13 protein-coding genes are annotated in these 21062 nt (G+C 64.2%); 10 read left to right on the plus strand and 3 right to left on the minus strand.

Annotation, left to right across the window (positions count from 1 at the left end; all coding sequences use genetic code 11):
- Nucleotides 1-104 precede the first annotated feature (104 nt).
- Nucleotides 105-2084 carry a tetratricopeptide repeat-containing sulfotransferase family protein gene (locus tag IEV62_RS14080; protein ID WP_188448577.1) on the minus strand — a complete coding sequence of 660 codons (1980 nt, stop codon included), beginning with the start codon at nucleotides 2082-2084 and terminating at the stop codon, nucleotides 105-107.
- A gap of 111 nt (nucleotides 2085-2195) precedes the next feature.
- Between IEV62_RS14080 and IEV62_RS14085 the strand changes: the two genes are divergently transcribed.
- The 3 genes from IEV62_RS14085 (at nucleotide 2196) to IEV62_RS14095 (ending at nucleotide 6377) form a co-directional block, all read left to right on the plus strand.
- Nucleotides 2196-4262, plus strand: a complete 2067-nt coding sequence (locus tag IEV62_RS14085; RefSeq protein ID WP_188448579.1) for a CocE/NonD family hydrolase — start codon at nucleotides 2196-2198, stop codon at nucleotides 4260-4262.
- Between the two features lie 104 nt (nucleotides 4263-4366).
- Nucleotides 4367-5044, plus strand: a complete 678-nt coding sequence (locus IEV62_RS14090; RefSeq protein WP_188448581.1) for a response regulator transcription factor — start codon at nucleotides 4367-4369, stop codon at nucleotides 5042-5044.
- Between the two features lies 1 nt (nucleotide 5045).
- Complete coding sequence (locus IEV62_RS14095) at nucleotides 5046-6377, plus strand: sensor histidine kinase (RefSeq protein WP_188448583.1); 1332 nt, start codon at nucleotides 5046-5048, stop codon at nucleotides 6375-6377.
- A 61-nt stretch (nucleotides 6378-6438) separates the two neighbouring features.
- On the opposite strand, the gene IEV62_RS14100 is transcribed toward IEV62_RS14095, so the two are convergent.
- A complete protein-coding gene (locus IEV62_RS14100) occupies nucleotides 6439-9048 on the minus strand; it encodes a TonB-dependent receptor (protein WP_188448585.1) in 2610 nt (869 codons plus the stop codon).
- A gap of 762 nt (nucleotides 9049-9810) precedes the next feature.
- Between IEV62_RS14100 and IEV62_RS14105 the strand changes: the two genes are divergently transcribed.
- From IEV62_RS14105 to IEV62_RS14120, 4 genes are all read left to right on the plus strand, one after another.
- Entirely contained in the window at nucleotides 9811-10689 is an 879-nt protein-coding gene (locus tag IEV62_RS14105) for a glycosyltransferase family 2 protein (protein ID WP_188448587.1), read from the plus strand.
- Between the two features lie 110 nt (nucleotides 10690-10799).
- Nucleotides 10800-11369 carry an RNA polymerase sigma factor gene (locus tag IEV62_RS14110; protein WP_229733177.1) on the plus strand — a complete coding sequence of 190 codons (570 nt, stop codon included), beginning with the start codon at nucleotides 10800-10802 and terminating at the stop codon, nucleotides 11367-11369.
- Entirely contained in the window at nucleotides 11359-12333 is a 975-nt protein-coding gene (locus IEV62_RS14115; RefSeq protein ID WP_188448588.1) for a FecR family protein, read from the plus strand. Before IEV62_RS14110 ends, IEV62_RS14115 begins: the two co-directional genes overlap by 11 nt.
- Nucleotides 12334-12460: 127 nt before the next feature.
- Nucleotides 12461-14698, plus strand: a complete 2238-nt coding sequence (locus tag IEV62_RS14120; RefSeq protein WP_229733179.1) for a TonB-dependent receptor — start codon at nucleotides 12461-12463, stop codon at nucleotides 14696-14698.
- 60 nt (nucleotides 14699-14758) lie between these two features.
- On the opposite strand, the gene IEV62_RS14125 is transcribed toward IEV62_RS14120, so the two are convergent.
- Nucleotides 14759-17272, minus strand: coding sequence for a TonB-dependent receptor (locus IEV62_RS14125; protein WP_188448592.1), 2514 nt, complete (start codon nucleotides 17270-17272; stop codon nucleotides 14759-14761).
- Between the two features lie 104 nt (nucleotides 17273-17376).
- Between IEV62_RS14125 and IEV62_RS14130 the strand changes: the two genes are divergently transcribed.
- From IEV62_RS14130 to IEV62_RS14140, 3 genes are read left to right on the plus strand one after another with little or no spacing between them, the layout of a single operon-like run.
- Nucleotides 17377-18042, plus strand: coding sequence for a GntR family transcriptional regulator (locus tag IEV62_RS14130; RefSeq protein ID WP_188448595.1), 666 nt, complete (start codon nucleotides 17377-17379; stop codon nucleotides 18040-18042).
- Nucleotides 18043-18074: 32 nt separating this feature from the next.
- On the plus strand, nucleotides 18075-18995 hold the full coding sequence (locus tag IEV62_RS14135) for a hydroxymethylglutaryl-CoA lyase (protein WP_229733181.1): 921 nt from the start codon (nucleotides 18075-18077) through the stop codon (nucleotides 18993-18995).
- A gap of 18 nt (nucleotides 18996-19013) precedes the next feature.
- Nucleotides 19014-21062: a hydantoinase/oxoprolinase family protein gene (locus IEV62_RS14140; RefSeq protein ID WP_188448596.1), complete on the plus strand. Its 2049-nt coding sequence runs from the start codon at nucleotides 19014-19016 to the stop codon at nucleotides 21060-21062.

Consider the following 21062-nt stretch of genomic DNA (forward strand, 5'->3'; position numbering starts at 1 on the left):
CTCGCGCTGACGGACGATTGGAGGTGCCCCCCATTTACAGAGGCTCATCCCATTCGTGGCAAGCGCAAAGCAAAATTACTGGATAGGGGCATCCAATATTGCGATCATGGCCGATCTGCAGGCCCGTTGGCAAGCGCGCCGAGTGCGGACTTAAGCGGAACAAGCCACGGATCGAAGTGCCGCCACTGATCGAGCCCGTCGCGAAAGATCGGGCGGCGGACCTGTTCGGAACTGGGCGTGCGCACCGCGCGGTCGTTGTCGAAGAAGCTCAGGCAGGCGGGTTCGAACGCCAGTCCGACATGATCGAGCAAGCGCCGCACTTCGCGCTCGGGCGCATCGACCAGCGCTTCGTACGACAGGCGGTGAACACGCCCGGGCAGGACCGCATCGAAATGCGCCATCAGCGCGACGTAATCCGCAAAGTAGCGCCCGAGATCGCCGAGGTCGTAACTATAGCCCTGCCCCGCTGCAAAACCCTGTTTGAACAGCGACACGCAGCAGGCCAGCGGATGGCGCCGGACATCGATGATCCGCGCGTTGGGCAGGATCAGGTGGATCAGGCCGATATGCAGGACATTGCCGGGAAATTTGTCGACAAAATGCGCGCGGTCGGTGGCGCGACGCGCGCGGGTGCGGTCGAGATAAGCGGCCCCGAGATCGGCAAAAACCGCCAGCGGCAAGCGCGCCAGGGTGTGCGGATAGTCACCCTCTGCACCCGCCACTTGTAAGGCGAGCGCAGTGATGTCGGGCAATTCCGACAAGCCCTCGACCCCGCTGTGGCTGGCCAGAATTTGCTCGACCAGCGTCGATCCCGAGCGCGGCATGCCCAGCACGAAGATCGGATCGGGCGCGCCGCAGCCTGAACCCGCGCGGTTGGCGAAGAAGGTCGTGCTGTAGGTGGCAATGCTGCGCTGCACGAAGGCAGTGTGCGCGGCGGCATCGTGCGGATTGGCGGCGCGGCGGGCGGCGTTGGCCTGTTCGTAACTGGCAAAGGCGGGTTCGTACTCCGCCGCATCCTCCAGCGCCTTGCCAAGCGCGAAATGGAGATAGGCCCGATCATCGGTGCCGAGATCGCCGCCACCCAGCAACACCCGCATCGCGGCGACATCGTCGCCTTCGAAGCGCCAGGTCTTGAGATTGGCGAGGCTCCAATAGGCCTCGCCGAAGCGCGGATTGAGCGTGATCGCGCGGCGATAGGCCGCCACCGCATCGGCTTGCTGCCCCACGCTGCGCAACGCATGGCCGTAAGCGTGCCAGAGCCGGGGATCGTCGGGTCGCGCGGCGAGCGCGGCTGCGAATGCAGCCACCGCTTCGCGTTCGCGCCCCAAGTGCATCAGGATGCTGCCATGAAGCGCACCCACCATCGGCGACGCCGCACCAGCCAACAAGACCGGCCCCAGCTCGGCCAACGCCTCAGGAAAGCGTTCCAGCCGCAAGAGCAGGATCGCACGGTGAAGGCGCGCCGGCGGGTAATTGGGGGCAGCAGCGACCGCACGCGCCAGCAGGCTTTCCGCGACCGCATCGCGCCCTGCGCGCACCGCGACGTCGGCGATCAGCCGCAGCGCCGCCGGATCGTTAAAATCGATCCCGAAGCGCGCGCGCAACGCGTCGCCTGCGGCCCTAGCCGGTGCGTCGATCCACGCCAGCACCGCCGCGACCAGCGCCGCATCGCCGACACTGCCCGGCAGCAAGCGCGCCTGCGCATCTGCCGCCCGCGCCGGATCGACCAAGCCATAAAGGTCGCCCAGCGCATGCCAGGCGAGCGATGCCCGCGGATCGGCCGCGGTTGCGCGCTCGAGCGCCGCGACCGCCTCGACGGCGCACCCCAACATCGCGAGCGCCATGCCCTGCTCATAGTGCAGCCCCCATGCGCCGGGTCGCGCGGCGGCGAGCGGGGCGAGGATGTCGAGCGCGGCAGCCACCTCCCCGCTCCGCCGCAGCGCCGCCCCCAACAGGAAGCGCACCTCGAACGATGGCGGCAACGCACGCGCCAGCGTCGCGGCCGCGCGCGGATCGATTCCGAGCAGCGCCTTGGCTTGCCCGATCCTGCTCGCCACATCGCGCTGATCGTCGGGCCGGGCCATCGCCCAACCTCTATGCGCGCGCCTCGCGAAAATCTATCGTCGCGTCGTAACACGGCATTGGCGGCGTGCGGCGCGCCATTCGCGGTAAGGTGTCAGGGGGAACAGGATAGGATGTCGGGATCACGCCGCGACTTTCTCGCCGCCACGCTCGGCGGGATCGCGCTTGGGCGGAGCGCAGCGGGTGCCGCCGTCACTAAAACGCAATGGCCGCTGCCCCCTAAAACCGCCGTCAGGCATCTCGAGATCGTGCGCATCACCATGCGCGACGGGGTCGAATTGTGTGGTCAAATCTGGCTGCCGGCCGATGCCGACACCCACCCTGCCCCGGTCGTGCTCGAATATATCCCCTATCGCACACGCGACGCCTATTCCGCCCCCGATGCCTATTGGGGCAACACGTTGGCGAGCCACGGCATCGGCTTCGCGCGGATCGATCTACGCGGATCGGGCGATTCGGGCGGATTGCTGCGCGACGAATATCTCGCGCAAGAACAGGATGACGCGGTCGAGATCATCGCCTGGCTCGCTGCCCAGCCCTGGTCGAACGGATCGGTCGGGATGCGCGGCATATCATGGGGCGGATTCTCGACATTGCAGACCGCGATGCGCAATCCGCCTGCGCTGAAGGCGATCATGCCGATGGCCTGTTCGGACCGGCGCTTCACCGACGATGCGCATTTTGTCGGCGGGTGCCTTGGCCTGACCAATTTCAAATGGGGCGCGAATTTCAAGGGCGTGATGGCCGCCCCGCCCGATCCTGCGGTGGCCGGCCCCGGCTGGGAAACGATGTGGCGCGAACGTCTCGAAGCCTCGCCCCCGAGCATCGCGCGCTGGACCGGGCATCAGCGCGAGGACGCCTATTGGCGGCACGGATCGCTGCATTTCGACTATGCCGCGATCCGTTGCCCCACCTATGTCGTTGGCGGTTGGGTCGATGCCTATGTCCATTCGGTGCCGCGCTTGCTCGAACGGCTGACCTGCCCGCGCAAGGCGCTGGTCGGGCCGTGGGGCCACACCTATGCCTGGGTCGGCGGCCCCGGCCCGGCGCTCGACTGGGCCTATGAGGAAATCCGCTGGTGGTCACACTGGCTGCGGCGCGCGCCAACAGGAATCATGGACGAGCCGATGCTGCGTTTCTACCAACCCGAGGCGACGCCCGCGCAATCGGCACCGGGTGCGACGCCGGGGGCGTGGAGCGCGGAAAGCGTCTGGCCATCCCCAAACGTCCACCAGCAGCGGCTGCATTTGACCGATGCCGGTCTGTCGCCGCGACCGGGTGCGGGAAAGCGCCGAACGCACCGATCGAACAATGCCGTCGGGCTCGCGACACCTGAGTGGGTCCCGTTCGGTCAGGCCGAGATGCCGGGCGATCAGCGGCACGACGATGCGCTGTCGATCACCTACGACATGGCGCCGCTGCCCGCCGATGTGGAGCTGCTCGGCGTGCCTAGCGTGCGGCTGCGCGTCGCCGCCGACAAACCCGGCGCGCAAGTCGCGGTGCGGCTGTGCAAGGTGTTGCCCGATGGCACGTCGTGGCGGCTGGCGTACGGCATCCTTAACCTTACCCACCGTGACGGACATGCCGCCCCCAAGCCGCTGATTCCGGGCAAGCTGGTCGATGTCGCGATCGACTTGGGCTTCGTCGCGCAGCGGCTCAAAGCTGGGGAGCGCTTGCGTATCGCGCTATCGGAGGGACTGTGGCCGCTTGTCTGGCCCTCGCCCGACGGGCCGACGCTGACGCTCGATCCGACCGCCAGCACGCTTATTGTGCCAATCCGCACGCCGCCGCTGCTCGAACCCGTCATGCCGATCGCCAGCGTCGCGATTGCACCCGATAAAGGCGATGTCGTCGTGACCACCACCGACCATGGCCGCATCACCGTAACGGGAACCTGGCCCGACAAGAGCCGCACCTGCGCCAACGGCACGATCCTGTCGGGGTATGGCCCGAACACCGTCGCCACCATCACCGCGGGCGATCCCAATAGCGGTTCGTGGTCGGGCACCCGGATCAGCCGCTATCGCCGGGGCGCGTGGCATTGCGAGCTCCGCATCGGCTTTGCGCTGACTTCGACCGCGCGCGCCTTTACCGTGAGCGAGGAGCTTGCCGCGTTCAAGGATGGCATCGAAATCTTCCGGCGCAAGACGACCAACATCGTTCCGCGCGATCAGCTCTGAGCGACGGTTGCGCGGCGCTGGCCATCCGCATCGGCGTCGCTTAAGCGCTGACGCTACGATAGCCGAATGATGGTCGCGCGCATCGTGGCGATGGGTAAAGATCGATGAACGTCTTGATCGTTGAGGACGACTATCGCGCCGCCCGGCTGCTCGTCGCGGCACTGTCCGAGATCGGGTATGAAACGGTCGTTGCCGAAGACGGTCGCATCGCCCTGGCGCTGGCGAGCGCGCAAAGCTTCGATGCGGTGCTGCTCGATGTGATGCTGCCGCAGATCGACGGGGTTGCGGTGGCGCGCGCGCTGCGCGAACGTGGACTGAACGTACCGATCCTGATGCTGACCGCGCTCGGCGATCTCGACGAGCGGCTCGCGGGGCTCGACGCGGGGGCCGACGATTATCTGGTCAAACCCGCAGAGCCGCTGGAAATCGACGCCCGGATCAAGGCGATCAAGCGTCGCGCCGAACGCACCAACGAAACCGGAGTCCTTCGCGCCGGCGATATCGAGGTCAATGAGATCAAATTCCGCGCGGTCCGCGGGCGGCGCGTGCTGGCACTGCCCAAGCTGGAATTTCAAGTGCTGTGCGAACTGGTGCGCAACCGCAACAGCGTCGTTACGCGGACGATGTTCTATTCCAGCGTATGGGGATTTGATTTCGAGCCGACGACCAACATCGTCGAATCCTATATCCGCCGGGTGCGAGTGCAGCTGACCCTGGACGGCGAGGAAGACCCGATCGTAACGATCCGCGGCGTTGGCTATATGATGATCGGCGAAGGCTGACATGCCGCGCCGGTCGCTTCGCGGCATCGCGCTGATCTATGTGGGCTTGATCCTCGCGGCGTTACTCGCAGTGCGCGGTGCGAACTACGCCATCGCGCATCGCGCCCTCGGCATCGAAGTCGATCGGCGGCTGGTGCTTGAGGCCGACGACATCGCCCGCGCGGGCGCGCTGGACCGGATGATCGCGACGATCGACCGCGCGCAACGCGACCATGACAGTGCCGATCTGTTCTTCGCGTTGTTCGACCGCTCGGGCCGACAGGTCGGCGGCGCGTTGACGCTGCGACAGATCCCGCCGCTCGGCTATTCGGATTTCGACGAGCGCGCGGGCGTACCCGGGGTCGGCCACGGGCGTGCTTTAACCCGACGCGTGCCAAGCGGCGCAACACTGAGCGTGGTTTCGGACAATGACGGGATCGATCAGTTCGATGCGTTGATGTCGCGGGTCCAGCTGATCGGGCTTGCCCTGACCATGCTGATCGTGATCGGCGGTACCGCTGGGATGATGTGGGAAATCAGCCGGCGGCTGCGCTCGATGCAGCGCACGGTCGATGCCGTGATGGGCGGCGATTTCAGCAGCCGCGTGCCGCAAACCGGCACGGGCAGCGAATTCGACCGTCAGGCCGCCGCGTTCAATGCGATGCTCGATCGGATCGGCGCGTTGATGAACGACATCCGCCATGCCGCAAAGGATGTGGCGCACGAATTGAAAAGCCCGCTCGCCCGGCTGCGCAACCGTTTGGCGGCGATCGAACGCCGATCGAGCGGCAACCCGCTGGCCCCGGAAATCGCAGATGCGCTCTCCGAAACCGATCAGGTGCTCGATCTGTTTGGAAGCCTGATGCGGCTATGGGAGATTGAGGGTGGTCACCGCCGCCAGCGCTTCGAGCCGCTCGACCTCGCGGTGCTCGCCCATGAAGCATACGAATCGCTGACTCCGGTCGCTGAGGATTCCGGCCATGGCTTGACGCTGACCGGCGCGCGCGCAGCACCGCTGCGCGGCGAGCGCAATCTCTTGCGCCAACTGCTGGTCAATCTGATCGAAAATGCGATCCGCCACACACCGCCCGGAACCGCGATCGAGCTGGGAGTTTTGCCACTGCCACAGGGCGCGCGTCTCATCGTCTCCGATCATGGACCCGGGATTCCGGCGGACCAGCACGCGCAGGTCATTCGTCGCTTTGGTCGGCTGGACACATCGGTCGAGGCGCCCGGTCTCGGCATCGGACTCACGCTGGTCGACGCAATCGTGCGGCTGCATGGCGGAACGCTGGCGCTGGAAGACGCAGCACCGGGCCTGCGCGTCATCATCGATCTGCCGCGCGACCTATAGAAAACCCGGCCCGAGCCTACGCTCGAACCGGGTTTCTACCGCCCTTGCAGGGGGTGAAGGATCAGAACTTCGCGGCGACCTCTAGACCCCAAGTGCGCGGCGAATTGAAGTTGCCGTAATCGCCCAGCACACCGCCATAGTTGGTCGGGTTGGTCGTACCGTTGAAGTTGGTCACCGGTGCGGAGTTCGCAGCCGAGCGGCGATAGACATAGGTCGTGTCGAACAGATTGCGCGACCAGACCGAAAGCGTGACCTTGTTGTGGTCGTTCACCGCGATATCGGCCAGCGCAAGGCGACCGTTCACGACAAAGCTCGCATCGGTCTTGGTTGGCTCGAGCTGGAAGCTATACTGGCTGCTCGAATAATTCCCGTCGAGATGCAAGCGGACGCTGGCGTCGTCGATATGCACCGGCAACACATAATCGATCGCGCCCGATGCGGCATTGGTCGGGGTATAAACGATATATAGCTGCTGCGCCGGGCTGGCGACCGTCGTGCCACCAACCGTGATCGAATAGGACGCCTTGGGTGCCCGCCAATAGGTGTAGGCATAAGACGCCGTCAGCGTCAGATCGCGGATCGGCTTCACGGTCAGATCGGCTTCGATCCCGCGGATCTTGCTGTCCCCGGCATTCAACGTCTGTTCGATATGCGCACCCGAGGTCGGGCTGGCACTGTTGGTATCGAAGAAGTCGAAGTCGAACTGCGTATTCTTGCGGTTCATGATGTAGCCGGCCACGTTGAAGCGCGCCTTGTGATCCCAGAAGTCCGCCTTCATGCCGATTTCATACGACTTCACGTCTTCAGGACCGAAGGCGTTGAAGCTTTGCGAACGGTCGTTCGCGCCACCGGCGCGGAAGCCTGTCGCATATTTCGCGTAAAAGTGGATGTCGCGCGTCGCATCGAGCGAGATGTTGAACATCGGATCGAAGCGGCTGATGCTGTTTGCGAAGAGGAACGGCGTCGCGACGCTGTTGGCAACGGCGTTGATCGGGTTCAAGTCGGAACGGTTGTTGACGACGTAAAGCTGACCGCGACGCTTGTCCTTCGTGTAGCGGCCACCGGCCGTGATGTGGACGATGTCGAGACCCGAAGGCGTATACGTCAGATTGCCGAACACCGAATAGTTATGGTCATATGCGCTGCTGGCGCGCGTGATGAACTGGCAGCTGTTGGTGAATTGCGGCACCGTCGCGGCGAGCGCATTGTTGCAGGCCGGATCGACCTGCTGATAGCCCGAATTTGCGCCCGAATTGACGTTACCGAGGAAGATCGGGCTCCGTACCGAGAGCGCAGTGCCGTCGGCGTTGAACTGGTTGGTCAGCGGGGTCGCGGCATATTCGGTGGCATGTTCGGTGAAATAATAGGCACCGACCACGTAATCGAACTGCGGAATGCTGCCGACCGCCTGAAATTCCTGGCTGAACTGATGCTGGCGCAGGAACGACAGACTGTAACGGCTGATATTGGCGTTCGGCACGAAGGTGCTGCGCGCTGTGCCGCCCGAGTTATCCCACTGATCGGTCGACACGCCACGCCATGCAGTGATCGAGCGCAACTCAATCCACGGCGCGAGCTTATATTTCAGGTTCGAGGTGAAGCCGTGGGTGATGTCGACGCTCGGCTGCTGCGGTACGCCGACGTCGGAGACATATTGGCGATTGGGATGAACGCCCTGGATCGGAGCCTTCGGCGCGATACAGACCGTGGCGCTGGTGCCGCCGCAATTGACGCCACCGACGGGCAACGTCTGCAACACGTAAACGGGGGTAGCACCCGCCGCCGCCGTATTGACGTAGCTGCCAACGGCATAATTGTTCGGATTGTAGCTCAACAACTGGCTGAAGTTCGGGGTGTTGTCGTCCTTCGCATAATCATATGAGAAGTCGGCGGTCAGGCCGGTGACGGGCTGCCAGCGGGCCGCCGCGCGACCGCCCTTGCGATCGTAATAATTCCAGCCGGTCGAACCCGAGAGCGGATCCCGCACGGTCGGGTCTTGGTGCTGATACACACCGTCGAACTTCAACGAGATGTCGTAAAAAGACGGCAAATCGAGGTGGATTTCCGCATTGCGGCCGCCGAAATTGCCGACGCCGCCGACGACACGACCATCGAACACGCCGGTCGGGGCCTTGGTCACCAACGACAGTGCGCCGCCTTCAGTATTGCGACCGAACAGCGTGCCCTGCGGGCCCTTCAGCACTTCGATCCGCTGGATGTCGAACAACGCAGCGTTCAGGCCCTGTGTCTTACCGAGCGCCACGCCGTCGATATAGACGCTGACGCCGCCGTCGCGCGCGGTCTGGTTCTGATCGTAGGGGACGATGCCGCGGATACCGATCGTCAGCGCCGACTGGCGCGCCTCAAAGGTCGCGATTCGCAGCGACGGGATGGTGCCGTCGGCCAGATTGAACAGGCTGAGGACGTGACGATCGGTCAACGCCTGCGTGTCGAGGACGCTGATCGAGATCGGCGTCTTTTGGAGATTGGTCTCGCGCCGCGTCGCGGTCACGACGATGTCGCTGAGCCCCTGATCGTTGGGCGCCGCCGCTGTGGGTGCTGCGTCACCGGTGGGTGCGGCGGCGGTCTGCGCCGTTGCCGACGTCGCGCCGAGCGCGAACATCGCGCTGCCCACCATCAATTGCAGGCGCACGGCCTTTTTGAACGTCATATGGTTTCCCCTGAACACGAGTTTGTGTCTAAACTGATGGGAGGCCGCTAAAGAATAAATTGGACAATCATGTTACAACAGGTCGTTATAAATTGTCACAAATCTGGTAAGCTCGCGTAATAAAACTCGTATCGAGTGAATAATTCATGATGGCTTCGCGATTTTAATAATAATATTGCTTGATCCACAATATATGTTGTTTGCATTTTAATTGTTTACGATTTCCATTATCGTATATTCGGTAATAATGGCTGCTTTTATCTTTCGATTATGGGCGATTTCCTGAAATTACCGCAGATCACAATCCGCAGCGAGCACCACCCCATCGGTTGCCAGATATCCTGGCGTTGCCGAGGCATGTTGCGGCGGCGGCGGCGCGCTCCTTCGAACGCGACCGAGTGGGATGGGATTGCTTTTGCCGACAGAGCGACCAGCGGGGGCGTGTGACCAGCGGACAATGCCAAACGCGAGCGGAAGCGACATCGTCGACTTCTCACGCGCCGTACAAAATAGTTCCAAAAGCGTAAATTTCTGTCCGGATTTCGAACGGCGGCGGCGTCGTGATCATGAGAAGTCAGAGTTCGCCGATCCCGGCTGCGATCACTCTACGGGTTTAACCGCCCGTAGCGCGCGGCGTGACGAAGAGCGCATCCTGTCGCACGGCGGCAGCCGTCACGGCGAGCTCGATGCGGGCCTGCCCGACGGTTGGCGCGCGCTCCTCACAATGTTGATCGCCCTCCAAAGGCACCACGGGATACGCGGATGTTGCACGAAACGAACGATTTTCAGAATTGGGACTCGCCGTGGGATACGGTTGCGGAGCCGGCCTCCGCCCCACGCTGGACAGTACTGATCCCGTTCTTCAACGAGCGGGCGTTGCTAAACGGGACGCTTGCCAGTCTTGCCGCGCAGGACGTGCCATTCGAGCTGATTCTGATCGACAACGCCTCGACCGACGGGAGCGCGGATATCGCCGCCGCCACGTGCCGTCGGCTCGGGCTCGCCTTCACGCTCTTGACCGATCGCCGGCCCGGCAAGGTCAATGCGCTGCAGACCGGCGTGGCGCGCACGCGGACGCGCTACATTGCGACCTGCGACGCCGACACAATCTATCCGGCAGACTATCTCCGCCAAGCTGCGCTTTTGCTCGAAGCACAGGGAGCGGTCGCCGGAGGCGCGTATTTTGCCGCAGCGCACGCCACCGCCGAAGACCATCGCGAAGCCTCCGCTCGCATGGCGCGCGTCGCCAAATTGCTGCCCGGACAATGCCATACCGGCGGTGCGGGGCAGGTCTTCCGGACGGATGCGCTGCGCCAAGCCGGCGGGTTCGATGCCGCGCGCTGGGGCTATGTACTCGAGGATCACGAGATCATGCACCGCATGGCCAAGCTCGGGCCGCTCGCTTATGGCGGCAGACTGTGGTGCGCGCCGTCGCCGCGCGAACGCGATCGAGATTCGATCCGGTGGACGCTGGTCGAACGCATTCTGTATCATGTGACGCCCGGCCCCGCGCGCGATTGGTTCTTCTATGATTTCCTCGGTCGTCGGCTGGCCGCGCGGCGCTTAACCAGCGACCGTATTCGCGAGCGCCAATTTTATGCGCAACCCGATTTTTCGGGGGGAATTCCACGCACAGCGTGAGGTTGCGGACGACGCGCCGCGACGAAAGCGAAACCAAGGATTTGCGAGGGGTTGCCGGGACGAGCGTTCGGCGCTTTACCCGTAACCATGCAGCATAGTCTCGCAATTCGGTGAGTGACGCCGGGCTCAAGGCCGTCTTTCTGGCCGAGCAGCCGATGCTGTTGCGGCTACTCGTCGCGCGGCTTGGCAATCGCGCCGATGCGGAGGACGCGCTGCAGGACATGTGGCTAAAGCTCGACCAGACTGCGCCCGCGTCGGCTGCGCAACCCGTCGCGCAGCCCGCGGCCTATCTCTATCGCATGGCCGCCAACCTCGCCGCCGATCGCAGGATCGCAGCGACCCGCGCCGGGGTGCGCGATACCGCGTGGCTGGATGTGCAACCCAGCGCGGCAGAGCAGCCGACGACCGAGCGCGCCTTGCTCGGGCGCGAGCGGCTCGCCCGGATCGAGGCGGCGCTTGCCGCAATGCCGCCCCGCATGAGTGCCGCGCTGCGCCTGTACCGCGTCGAGGGTATGCCGCAAAAAGACATTGCGGAGCAGCTTGGCATGACCGTCAGCGGCGTCGAAAAGCTGTTGCGACGCGGCGCCAAAGAGATTCACTTGCATAAAATCGCCGACGAGGCGGAATCGGCCAATCAGCATCGTCTATCGGGCGAAGGGAAATCACATCGTGGCACATGACGCCGCCGATATCGTCGATCGCGCGATCGATTGGCATTTGCGCCAAGCGACTATGGACGAGGCCGAGTGGCATACGTTCGTCGCGTGGCTGGAGGCCGATCCCGCCCATGCGCAAGCGTTCGACGCGGTCGCACTCGACGTGTCCATGCTGGCCGAACACCCCGAACTTTACCCCGCTCCGGCCACGCCCGTCGCGCGCCAGCCAAGGTTTCCGCAAAAACCAGCGCCATCGTCGCGCCGCGTTTGGGCCTGGGTCGGCAGTGGGGCAGCAGTCGCGGCGGCCGCCAGCTTGACGCTGATGCTGATGCTCGTACCCACCGGGTTGACCGGCGGCAACGCATCCTATGCGGTGGAAACCAAACCCGGCCAGCGGCGGGACATCGCGCTCATCGACGGGACGCGGATCGAACTTAACGGCGCGACCCGGCTGCTGCTGGACCGCTCCAATCCGCGCGTCGCGACGCTGGAGTCGGGCGAAGCCACCTTTCACGTCCGGCACGATCCACGCGACCCGTTCACGGTGCATTCGGGACGCCTGACGGTGCAGGATCTCGGCACCGTCTTCAATGTCGCGCGCGACGGCGCACGGCTCGATGTGCAAGTCGCCGAAGGCTCGGTCTTGTTCCAGCCCAAGCGCGACGCGGTCACGCTCCACGCCGGTGCCGCGATCACCGCGCGCGAGGATCTGGGCCACATCGCAGTGACCAAAATCGATGTCGCCAAGGTCGGCCTCTGGCGTGAGCGCGCCGTGTCGTTTCTGGGCGAGCCGTTCGGGCGCGTTTCCACCGCCGTGCAGCGGATCGACGGGGCCACGCTTTTTATCGACCCCGGCTTGTCGCAACGGCCCTTTACCGGCATGGTTCGCTTGTCTGGCAAGGTAGCGCAGGACGTGCCGCACCTCGCGGCGTTGGTTGGGGCTGAGTGGCATCACGATGGCGAGCGGTGGGTCATCTCGCCACGATAGAAAATACGCGTTTCGCTCGGTCCTGACCCGCGGACTTTGTCCCTTTCTGATCCTCGCCGTATTTCCGGTCGCGGCCCGCGCCGATGATCCGCGCATCGCGATCCCACCCGAACCGCTGAACCGGGCGTTGACGGATCTGGCACGACAAACCGGCTTTGACATCATCAGCACCGAACCGGGGCTGGACCGAGTCCGCACCACGGGCGTGACCGGGCAGATGGCAGCGCGCGACGCCTTGCAGCGCCTGCTCAAGGGCACCGGCTTCCGCGCGATCGCGATCGATGCGCACAGCTACAGAATTGAACGCATGCCCCGCAGGCTGCTTACGCCACGCATCATCGCGCGGCGCACTCCCGCGCCGACGTCAGACGGCGACATCATCGTGACCGCCAGCAAACAAAACGCGACACTGCTTCGCTTCCCCGGCAGCGCGATCATGATCGGCGGGTTTGCGCCGGGAACGCCGACGGCACGCCCGCTCACGATCGATGACGTGGCACGCGCGACGCCGGTCCTGCAGAACACCGAACTGGGCATCGGTCGCAACAAAATCTTCATTCGCGGCATCGCCGACAGCAGTTTCAATGGCGCAACGCAATCAACCGCGAGTGTGTATTTCGACGAAGTGCCGCTCGGCTATTCCGGCCCCGAGCCTAGCTTGAATTTGTACGACATGAAGGGCGTCGAGATTCTCGAAGGGCCGCAAGGTACGCTGTACGGGGCAGGCGCGATCGGCGGGATCATTCGACTGACGCCCAACCCGGTCGATCTGACGCGCTTTGGTGCCTCGTTCAGCAGCGGCATCACCGCGACGCAAGGCGGTGCCGCCGGGTTTGATGTGGCCGGCATGGCGAATGTCCCGATCCTGCGCGACCGGATCGGTTTGCGCGTGGTCGGCTATCGCGACCGCGACGGCGGCTTTATCGGAGATCGCTTGCGCACCCTCTCGAACGTCAACCGCACCGACACGGTTGGTGGGCGGGCAACGCTCGCGGTCGCTCCGGGCAATGGCTGGAGTTTCGAGATCGGCGGAGTGCAGCAACACATTGCTGCCGTCGATGCGCAATATGCCGAGCGCATGGTCGCCGCGCTCGATCGCCGAGCGCGGCTTGCGCAGCCATATAGCAGCGACATTACGCTGCTGCGCGGGGTTGCGCGCAAGCGTTGGGACAGTGGCCTCGAACTCCTTTCCGCCAGCGGCTATGTCGATCTGCAGACGTCCGACGTGTTCGATGCGACCCGCGCGATCGGCAGCATTGGACCGACCATCTACACCAACGCGCAGTCGGCCGCGCTCCTTGTACAGGAGACCCGTCTGTCCCGCGCCGTGCCGGGCAAGATCAGCTGGTTGCTGGGGGTCGCGGTCCTCCATAACCGCGACATTCAAGCCCGCGCTCTTGGCCCGCCCGACCAGCCATTCGACATTATCGGCGTGACCAATCGGACCGACAGCATATCGGCCTTTGGGGAGGCGACGTGGCCAACGACCCATCGCTTGTCGATCACCCTCGGCGCGCGGGCGACCGCAGCACGCACCGATGGCGAGCCGTCATCGCGTCCGCGCAACGACAGTTTCATCAGGGGCCGCGCGACGCGCCGGATCGATCCGACGCTCGCCCTTTCATGGCTGATCGCAAAGCGCACCGCTGTTTTCGCCCGCTTCCAGACCGGGTATCGCACCGGCGGGCTCGCGGTCGCCTCCGGAGTTGGACGCGTGCTCGATTTTCGCTCGGATTCGATCATGGTCGGGGAAGTGGGTCTGCGCAAACAGCGCAGCGGCGAGATCGGTTTGGACCTGAGCACTGCAGTATCCTACGCGCGGTGGCGGGATATCCAAGCCGATCTCTATAATCGGCGGGGGCAGCCCTATACCGCGAACATCGGCAATGCCGAGATCGCCGGACTAGAGGCCATTGGCGATTGGGTGCCGGTGCGTGGGCTCCACGCCAGTTTCGCGTTCCTGTACAGCTACAACATTGTCGATGGACCGATTGCGCAATCCTCGGTCAGGGTAAATCGTCGCTTGCCCGAGACGCCGGCTTTTTCCGGAAACGCCGGTCTGACCTATCGCTGGACGCATGGCGACACGTCGCAGTTCAGCTTGGGCGTGTTCGGTCGGTATTTCGGTCGATCGGTGCTGGGCACGGGCGACTTTCTCGACGTCAGCCAAGGCAAATATGCCGTCCTCGACGCGCAATTGGGCTGGCATTGGCGCCGCTTCGATTTTAGCCTGAGCGGCGACAATCTCGCCAATGCCAGCGCCAATCGCTTCGCGTTGGGGAATCCGACCATCCTGGCGACGCGCCAGCAAACCACCCCGCTCCGCCCCCGTAACCTCCGGCTCGGGGTTACGGTTGGCTTTTAGAGGGGGTTGCGAACGCAACGGCGCACCACTCCAAACCTCGGAGCTGTGCGCCGTTTGCGATCAGAATTTATAACCGATTTCAAATCCATACGCGCGCGGCGCTCCTGGCGAATTGAACGACCCGCCAAACTCGATCGCTGGGATCACCTCGTTGACGTAGCGCCGGTCGAGCGCGTTGTTGGCGAACACCGCTGCTTTCCAGGAGTGCCCTTCCAACCCGAGCCGCAGATCGAGCACGCCAAAGGCTTCGCGCCGCGTGACGCTGTAATCGGCATTTCCGACAAAGGCCGGCAAGGCGAGCGCCGAAATCGGCAGCAAGGCGCTGAAGATCGTCGCCTTGGTCTGGTTTTGCACGGTGTGGAACCAGGTCGGACCGGTCACGCGATAATTGGCGCGGAACAGCAGGTTGATGTTGTTCGCGACCCGGAATTCCTGCTGCGAGCCGAGATTGATCGTATAATCCGGCGTGTAGGGGGACTTGTTACCAACGGTATCGGGGCGCGACCGGTTCTTCTTGATCTCGGAATCGGTGTAGTTGAACCCGCCGAACACAGTCCAGCCGGGCACCAATTTCAGGTCGCCATTGACCTCGACGCCCTTCAGGTCGACGCGATCGATGTTGGACACGACGCGCAACAGGCCGAAGCTGCCGACGAAGAATTCGAAGAACTGCATGTCGCGGACCTGCGTGTAATAACCGGCGACATTGTAGGTCAGCGGGCCTACCTTGCCCTTGAACCCGACTTCATACGCGCTCGAACGTTCCTTGCGGAAATCGTCGGTTATGAGCACGCCGGCGTTGATCGGTGCCACGTTGAAGTTCTGGTTGACGATCGCGGCCGAGCCTTGATTGTTGAACCCGCCCGATTTGAAGCCGACGCCCCAATTGCCGAACAGATTGAGCGCAGGCGAAATCGTCCAGCGTGCGCTGATCTTGGGCTCGAGCAATTCGAAGGTCTTGGTCTTGGACGGAATCGCGCCGCCGGTCTGCCCCGGATTGATCGGCCCGCCCGTGAACGGATCGATCGCGACCGGGACTTGATTGTCGACGCGGCGTTTTTCCACGTCATAGCGCAGTGCGGCGGTGATGCTGACCGAATCGACCGGCTTCCAATCGACCGAGCCGAATCCGGCGAACACGTCGGTTCGGAATTTATCGGCGAACAATTGCGACGTCGGGTTGGCGGAATTGGGTGCATTATAGAGTTGACGAGTGACCCCTGCCCCCGTGTCGCCGCCGAGGCTGACCCCGGTGAAGCGGTCGAGATGCAGGTAATAGCCGCCGAATTGCCACCCGATCGGGCCGGAGCCGGTCGAGGCAAGGCGGATTTCGGTGCTGAAATCCTGCTGGTTGCGGACCTGATATTGCGTGCCGTCGCACGTCGTCGGCGAATAGGCGCCGAAGGTCGACCCTGTCGCCGGCGCGAAGATGAACGGAACCGGGATTTGACCGACAAAGCCTGGCGGGTTGACCGGGAAGCCGGTGAGCCGCGCGGTCGAAGCGAAACAGGCATTGACCACCGACGCCGCGGCAGGGTTCGCCGCGGCGATGTAGCGTGCAAAATCGGCGGAAGTACCGTCGGCGGTCAGATCGTTCTTCACATCGCTGTACAGCGCCCAGGCCGTCAGCTTTGCACCGCCGAAATCATGGTCGATCTTGAGTGAGGCTTCGAACGTCGTCTGATCGTTGGTCGGCACGATATTCGAATAATAGCGGAACGGGTGCGCGTTGACGTTCTCATAGAATGAGCCGCCAAAGGCGGGCAAATGGAACACCGAATTGAAGTTGATCGATGCACCGTGATATTCGCCGTAACGCAGTTTGGCATCAACTTGCGTATCAGCACCGAGTGCCGCAACGATCCGGCCGTTGACCGCCCATTCCTCGCGATTGTCGACCGTGTTGCTCTTCAGGAAATCATTGCGGAAGAAACCGTCAGTGCGGTCGTAATTGCCCGACACGACGAAGCCGACGCCCTCGGTTATCGGCCCGGCGACATAGGCATTGAACGCGCCGGTCTTCTGGCTGCCATAACTTCCGGTGAAGCCGCCTTCGAAATGATCGCCGGGTTTCAGCGTCTGCATCACGATCGCACCCGCCGCGGCATTGCGGCCATAGAGCGCGCCTTGCGGTCCCTTTAGCACTTCGATCTGGCGCAAGGTGCCCTGATCCTGGTTGAGCACCGCCGAATTGGTCTTCAGAATCCCGTCGACCACCAAAGCGACCGAACTTTCCGCATCGCGCGCACCGTTGAGGCCGCGAATGTTGATCTGATTGTCCCCCGCCTCCGCCGTCGACGAGACGATCGTCACACCCGGCGTCAACTTCGTGAAATCGGTCACGCGCTGAATATCGGCCTTGGCGATCGCATCGGCGTTGAAGGCCGTGATCGACGCGGGCACTTGCGACAGCTTTTCACTGGTGCGCCGCGCCGTTACCACGATATCGCCGCCGTCCGGGGCGGCCAGTGTCTCGGTTGCGGGCGTGGGGGCCGTTTGCGCCTTGGCCGGCAGCGCGGAGATGGCAAGAACGGCGGTGCCGCACAGAAGACAGGCGAAGGTCTTGACGCTCATGCTGATGCCCCTTTTTATACCGCTTTGCGGCTTCATTGTATACAAAGCTGCTATATACAGCGCCGCAGGTCAACCGTAATCGTAACGCCGGAGCAACGTCGTCCATGTCGAAAGCCGCAGATCGTGCCTACCACTTCATCCGCGGGGAGATTCTGTCGGGCGCGATGACGCCGGGCGAGCAGTTACGCGAGGAAACGCTGGCGGAGGCGTGCGGGGTATCGCGCACGCCGGTGCGCGAAGCGATGCGCAAGCTGGAAGCCGAAAACCTGATCCAGCGCAGCGACTCGCAACGCAGCTTCGTCGCCACGTTGTCGGTCGACGACATTGCCGAATCCTTTGCCCTCCGCGCCATGCTCGAAGGTCATGCCGCTGCGCGCGCGACCGACCGAATCAAGCCCGGCCAGCTCGCCACGCTGTTCGACCACAACGCCGCGATTCGCGACGCGGTGGCCCGCGAGACCCCCGATATCGCTGCCTTTATCGAGCATAATCGCGGCTTCCACACGGTCGTGACCGATGCGGCAGGGTCGGAGCGCTTGACCCGCCTGCTCGCCTCGATCGTGGAACAGCCCGTCGTGCTGCGCACCGCCCGACGCTATGATCGCGCCCAACTTGAACGCTCCGCCGCAGAGCATGAGGAACTTGTCGTGGCCTTCCGCCATCGCGACCCCGATTGGGCGAAGGCCGTCATGATCGGCCATATCCGGCGCGCCTTCCACGTTTACAGCGATGCCCTGACCGCGCCGCCACGCGACCCGAAGACGCCTTGACCGATCGGTCACGACACCGCTAGTTGTATACAATGTTCCGGAGGATGGTCTTGCAACGTAGCGTCGAAATCGTCGAAGTCGGCCCGCGCGACGGCCTGCAGAACGAATCCGCCGCGATTTCGACCGCCGACAAACTTGCGTTGATCGAACGTGCGCTGGGTTACGGCGTCCGCCGGATCGAAGTCACCAGCTTCGTCAATCCCCGCCGCGTGCCGCAAATGGCCGATGCCGAGGCGGTGGTTGCGGCCCTGCCCGATCGCGACGATGTCACTTGGATCGGCCTCGTCCTCAACGAGCGTGGTGCCGAGCGCGCGCTGGCGACGCGGATCGATCAGCTTGGCGCGGTGTGCGTCGCGACCGATACTTTCGCGCAGCGCAACCAAGGCCAGACCAGCGCCGAATCGGTGCAGGTCGCGATCCGCATCGCCGCACTCGCCCGCGCTGCCGGCCGCACCGCGCAAACCACGATCGCGTCAGCGTTCGGCTGCCCGTTCGAGGGCGAGGTCGATCCCGACCGGATCGTCGCGATGGCCGTCGCGCTGGCCGAGGGCGGGATGGTCGAAATCGCACTCGCCGATACGATCGGCGTCGCGGTGCCGGCCCAAGTCGCGGCGCTGGTCGCGCGGGTCAAGGCGGCGATCGCGCCGCTGCCGGTGCGCGTCCATCTCCACGACACGCGCAACACCGGGATTGCCAACGTCTGGGCCGCAGTCGAAGCCGGCGCAGCAACGATCGATACCGCGCTCGGCGGGCTTGGCGGATGCCCGTTCGCACCGGGTGCGGCGGGCAATGTCGCGACCGAGGATGCAATCTACCTGCTCGACCGCTCCGGCGTCACGACCGGGCTCGACCTGGCCGGGGCAAGCGCCGCCAGCCTCTGGCTTTCCGACATCATGGGCAAATCGCTGCCCGGAAGGCTCGCCCGCACGGGCGGGTTTCCGATCGCAGCTTAGAGGGATTTGGGACCGCATATGAGCTATCGTCTCGGCGTCGATGTCGGCGGCACTTTCACCGATCTGCTGCTGCTCGATGCGGCATCGGGTCGCTTCTGGCGGCACAAGACCCCGTCGACGCCCGCCGACAGTTCGGTCGGCATCCTGACCGGGGTCAGCGCGATTTGCGCCGATGCCGGGGTCGATCCAGCCGAGATCGAGATTTTCCTGCACGGCACCACCGTCGCCACCAACGCCGTGCTCGAGGGCAAAGGCGCGCGCGTCGGGCTGATCGTGACCGAAGGCTATCGCGACGTGATGCAGATCGCGCGCAGCTTCGTCCCCGGCGGGCTGGCGGGGTGGATCATCTGGCCCAAGCCGCGCCCGCTCGCCGCGCTCGAGGATACGATCGCGGTCGGCGGTCGCATGGCGGCGGACGGCAGCGAGGTGCGCCCGCTCGACGAAGTTGGCGCACGTGCCGCGCTCGCGTCACTCAAGGCGCGCGGCGTGGAAACGGTGACGATCGCGCTGATCAATTCCTATGTGAACGGCGCGCACGAAACGCGGATTGGCGAGATCGCCGCCGAAATCATGCCCGATATCCCGGTCTCGCTCAGCCACATCGTGTTGCCCGAAATGCAGGAATATGAGCGCACGCTGACGACCGTCGCCAACGCCGCAGTGCGACCGGTCGTCGGGCGGTATGTCCGCGCGCTACGCGGCAAATTGCGCGAGACCGGGATGGCCGGAAAGATCGCACTGCTGCGCTCCGACGGCGGGTTGATGAGTTCTGAAAAGGCCGAGGAACATCCCGTTTCGCTGTTGATGTCGGGGCCGGCCGGCGGCGTGACCGGCGCGCTGTGGGTCGCGAAAAATGCCGGGCTTACCAACATCCTGACGCTAGACGTCGGCGGCACCTCGACCGATGTCGCGCTGATCGAAGCGCTCGAGCCGCGCCGCGTGCGCACCACCGAGGTCGGGCATCTGTCGGTGCGCGCTTCCTCGCTCGACGTGAAGACGGTCGGCGCGGGCGGCGGTTCGATCGCGTATGTGCCGGAATTGACCAAGGCGCTCCGCGTCGGCCCGCAATCGGCAGGCGCCGTGCCCGGCCCCGCTGCGTACGGCAAGGGCGGTACGCTACCGACCGTAACCGACGCCAATGTCGTGCTCGGCTATCTTCCCGAAAATCTGCTCGGCGGCACCTTCAAGCTCGATCGCCCCGCCGCGCAAGCCGCGGTGCAGACGATCGCCGATGCGCTCGGCATCGGGCTGATGGCGGCGGCGCGCGGGATCATCGACATCGTCAATGAGAATATGTTCGGCGCGCTCCGGATGATTTCGGTGCAGCAAGGCTATGATCCGCGCGATTTCGCGCTGATGGGCTTTGGCGGCGCGGGGCCGTTGCACGTCAATGCGGTCGCGCGTCTGATGGGGAGCTATCCGGCGGTATCCCCGATGTCACCGGGCGTGCTGTGCGCGCTGGGCGACGCGACGACGCGTACCCGTACCGAAACCGCACGCTCCTTCTCGCGCCTCGCGCGCGCGACCGACGAGGCGCAGCTCCACGCGATCCTCGACGAAATGGCGACGCAGACGCGCGGCGAGCTCGCTTCCGATGGCATTGCCGATAGCGATATCACCAGCCTGTTCGAAATCGACTTGCGCTATGAAGGGCAAGCGTTCGAAGTGGCGCTGACGATCGACCCCGAGGTGTTGCGCCGCGACGGCATCGCCGGGCTGACCGAACGCTTCGATGCCGAACATTTGCGGCTGTTCACCTTCAACATGGAGAGCGCGCACGAGATCGTGAACTTGCGCGCGGTCGCACTCGGCCGCGCGCTCGATTTGCCAGCGGCGAAACTGCCGCGAGGCGATGGCGACCCGTCCGCCGCCAAGCTGCGCGATCACATTTTGTGGATGGACGGGGCCGAACAGGCCGCCGCGATCTACGACCGATCGAAGCTGCGCGCCGGTGACCGCATCGTCGGCCCGGCAGTCGTCGTCGAGATGGATTCGACGACGCTGATCGAAACACGCCACATCGCCACGGTCGACGCGGTCGGCAACATCCTGATCAACCCGGCCTGA

The organism is Sphingomonas psychrolutea (genome assembly GCF_014636175.1).
GTDB lineage: Bacteria > Pseudomonadota > Alphaproteobacteria > Sphingomonadales > Sphingomonadaceae > Sphingomonas > Sphingomonas psychrolutea.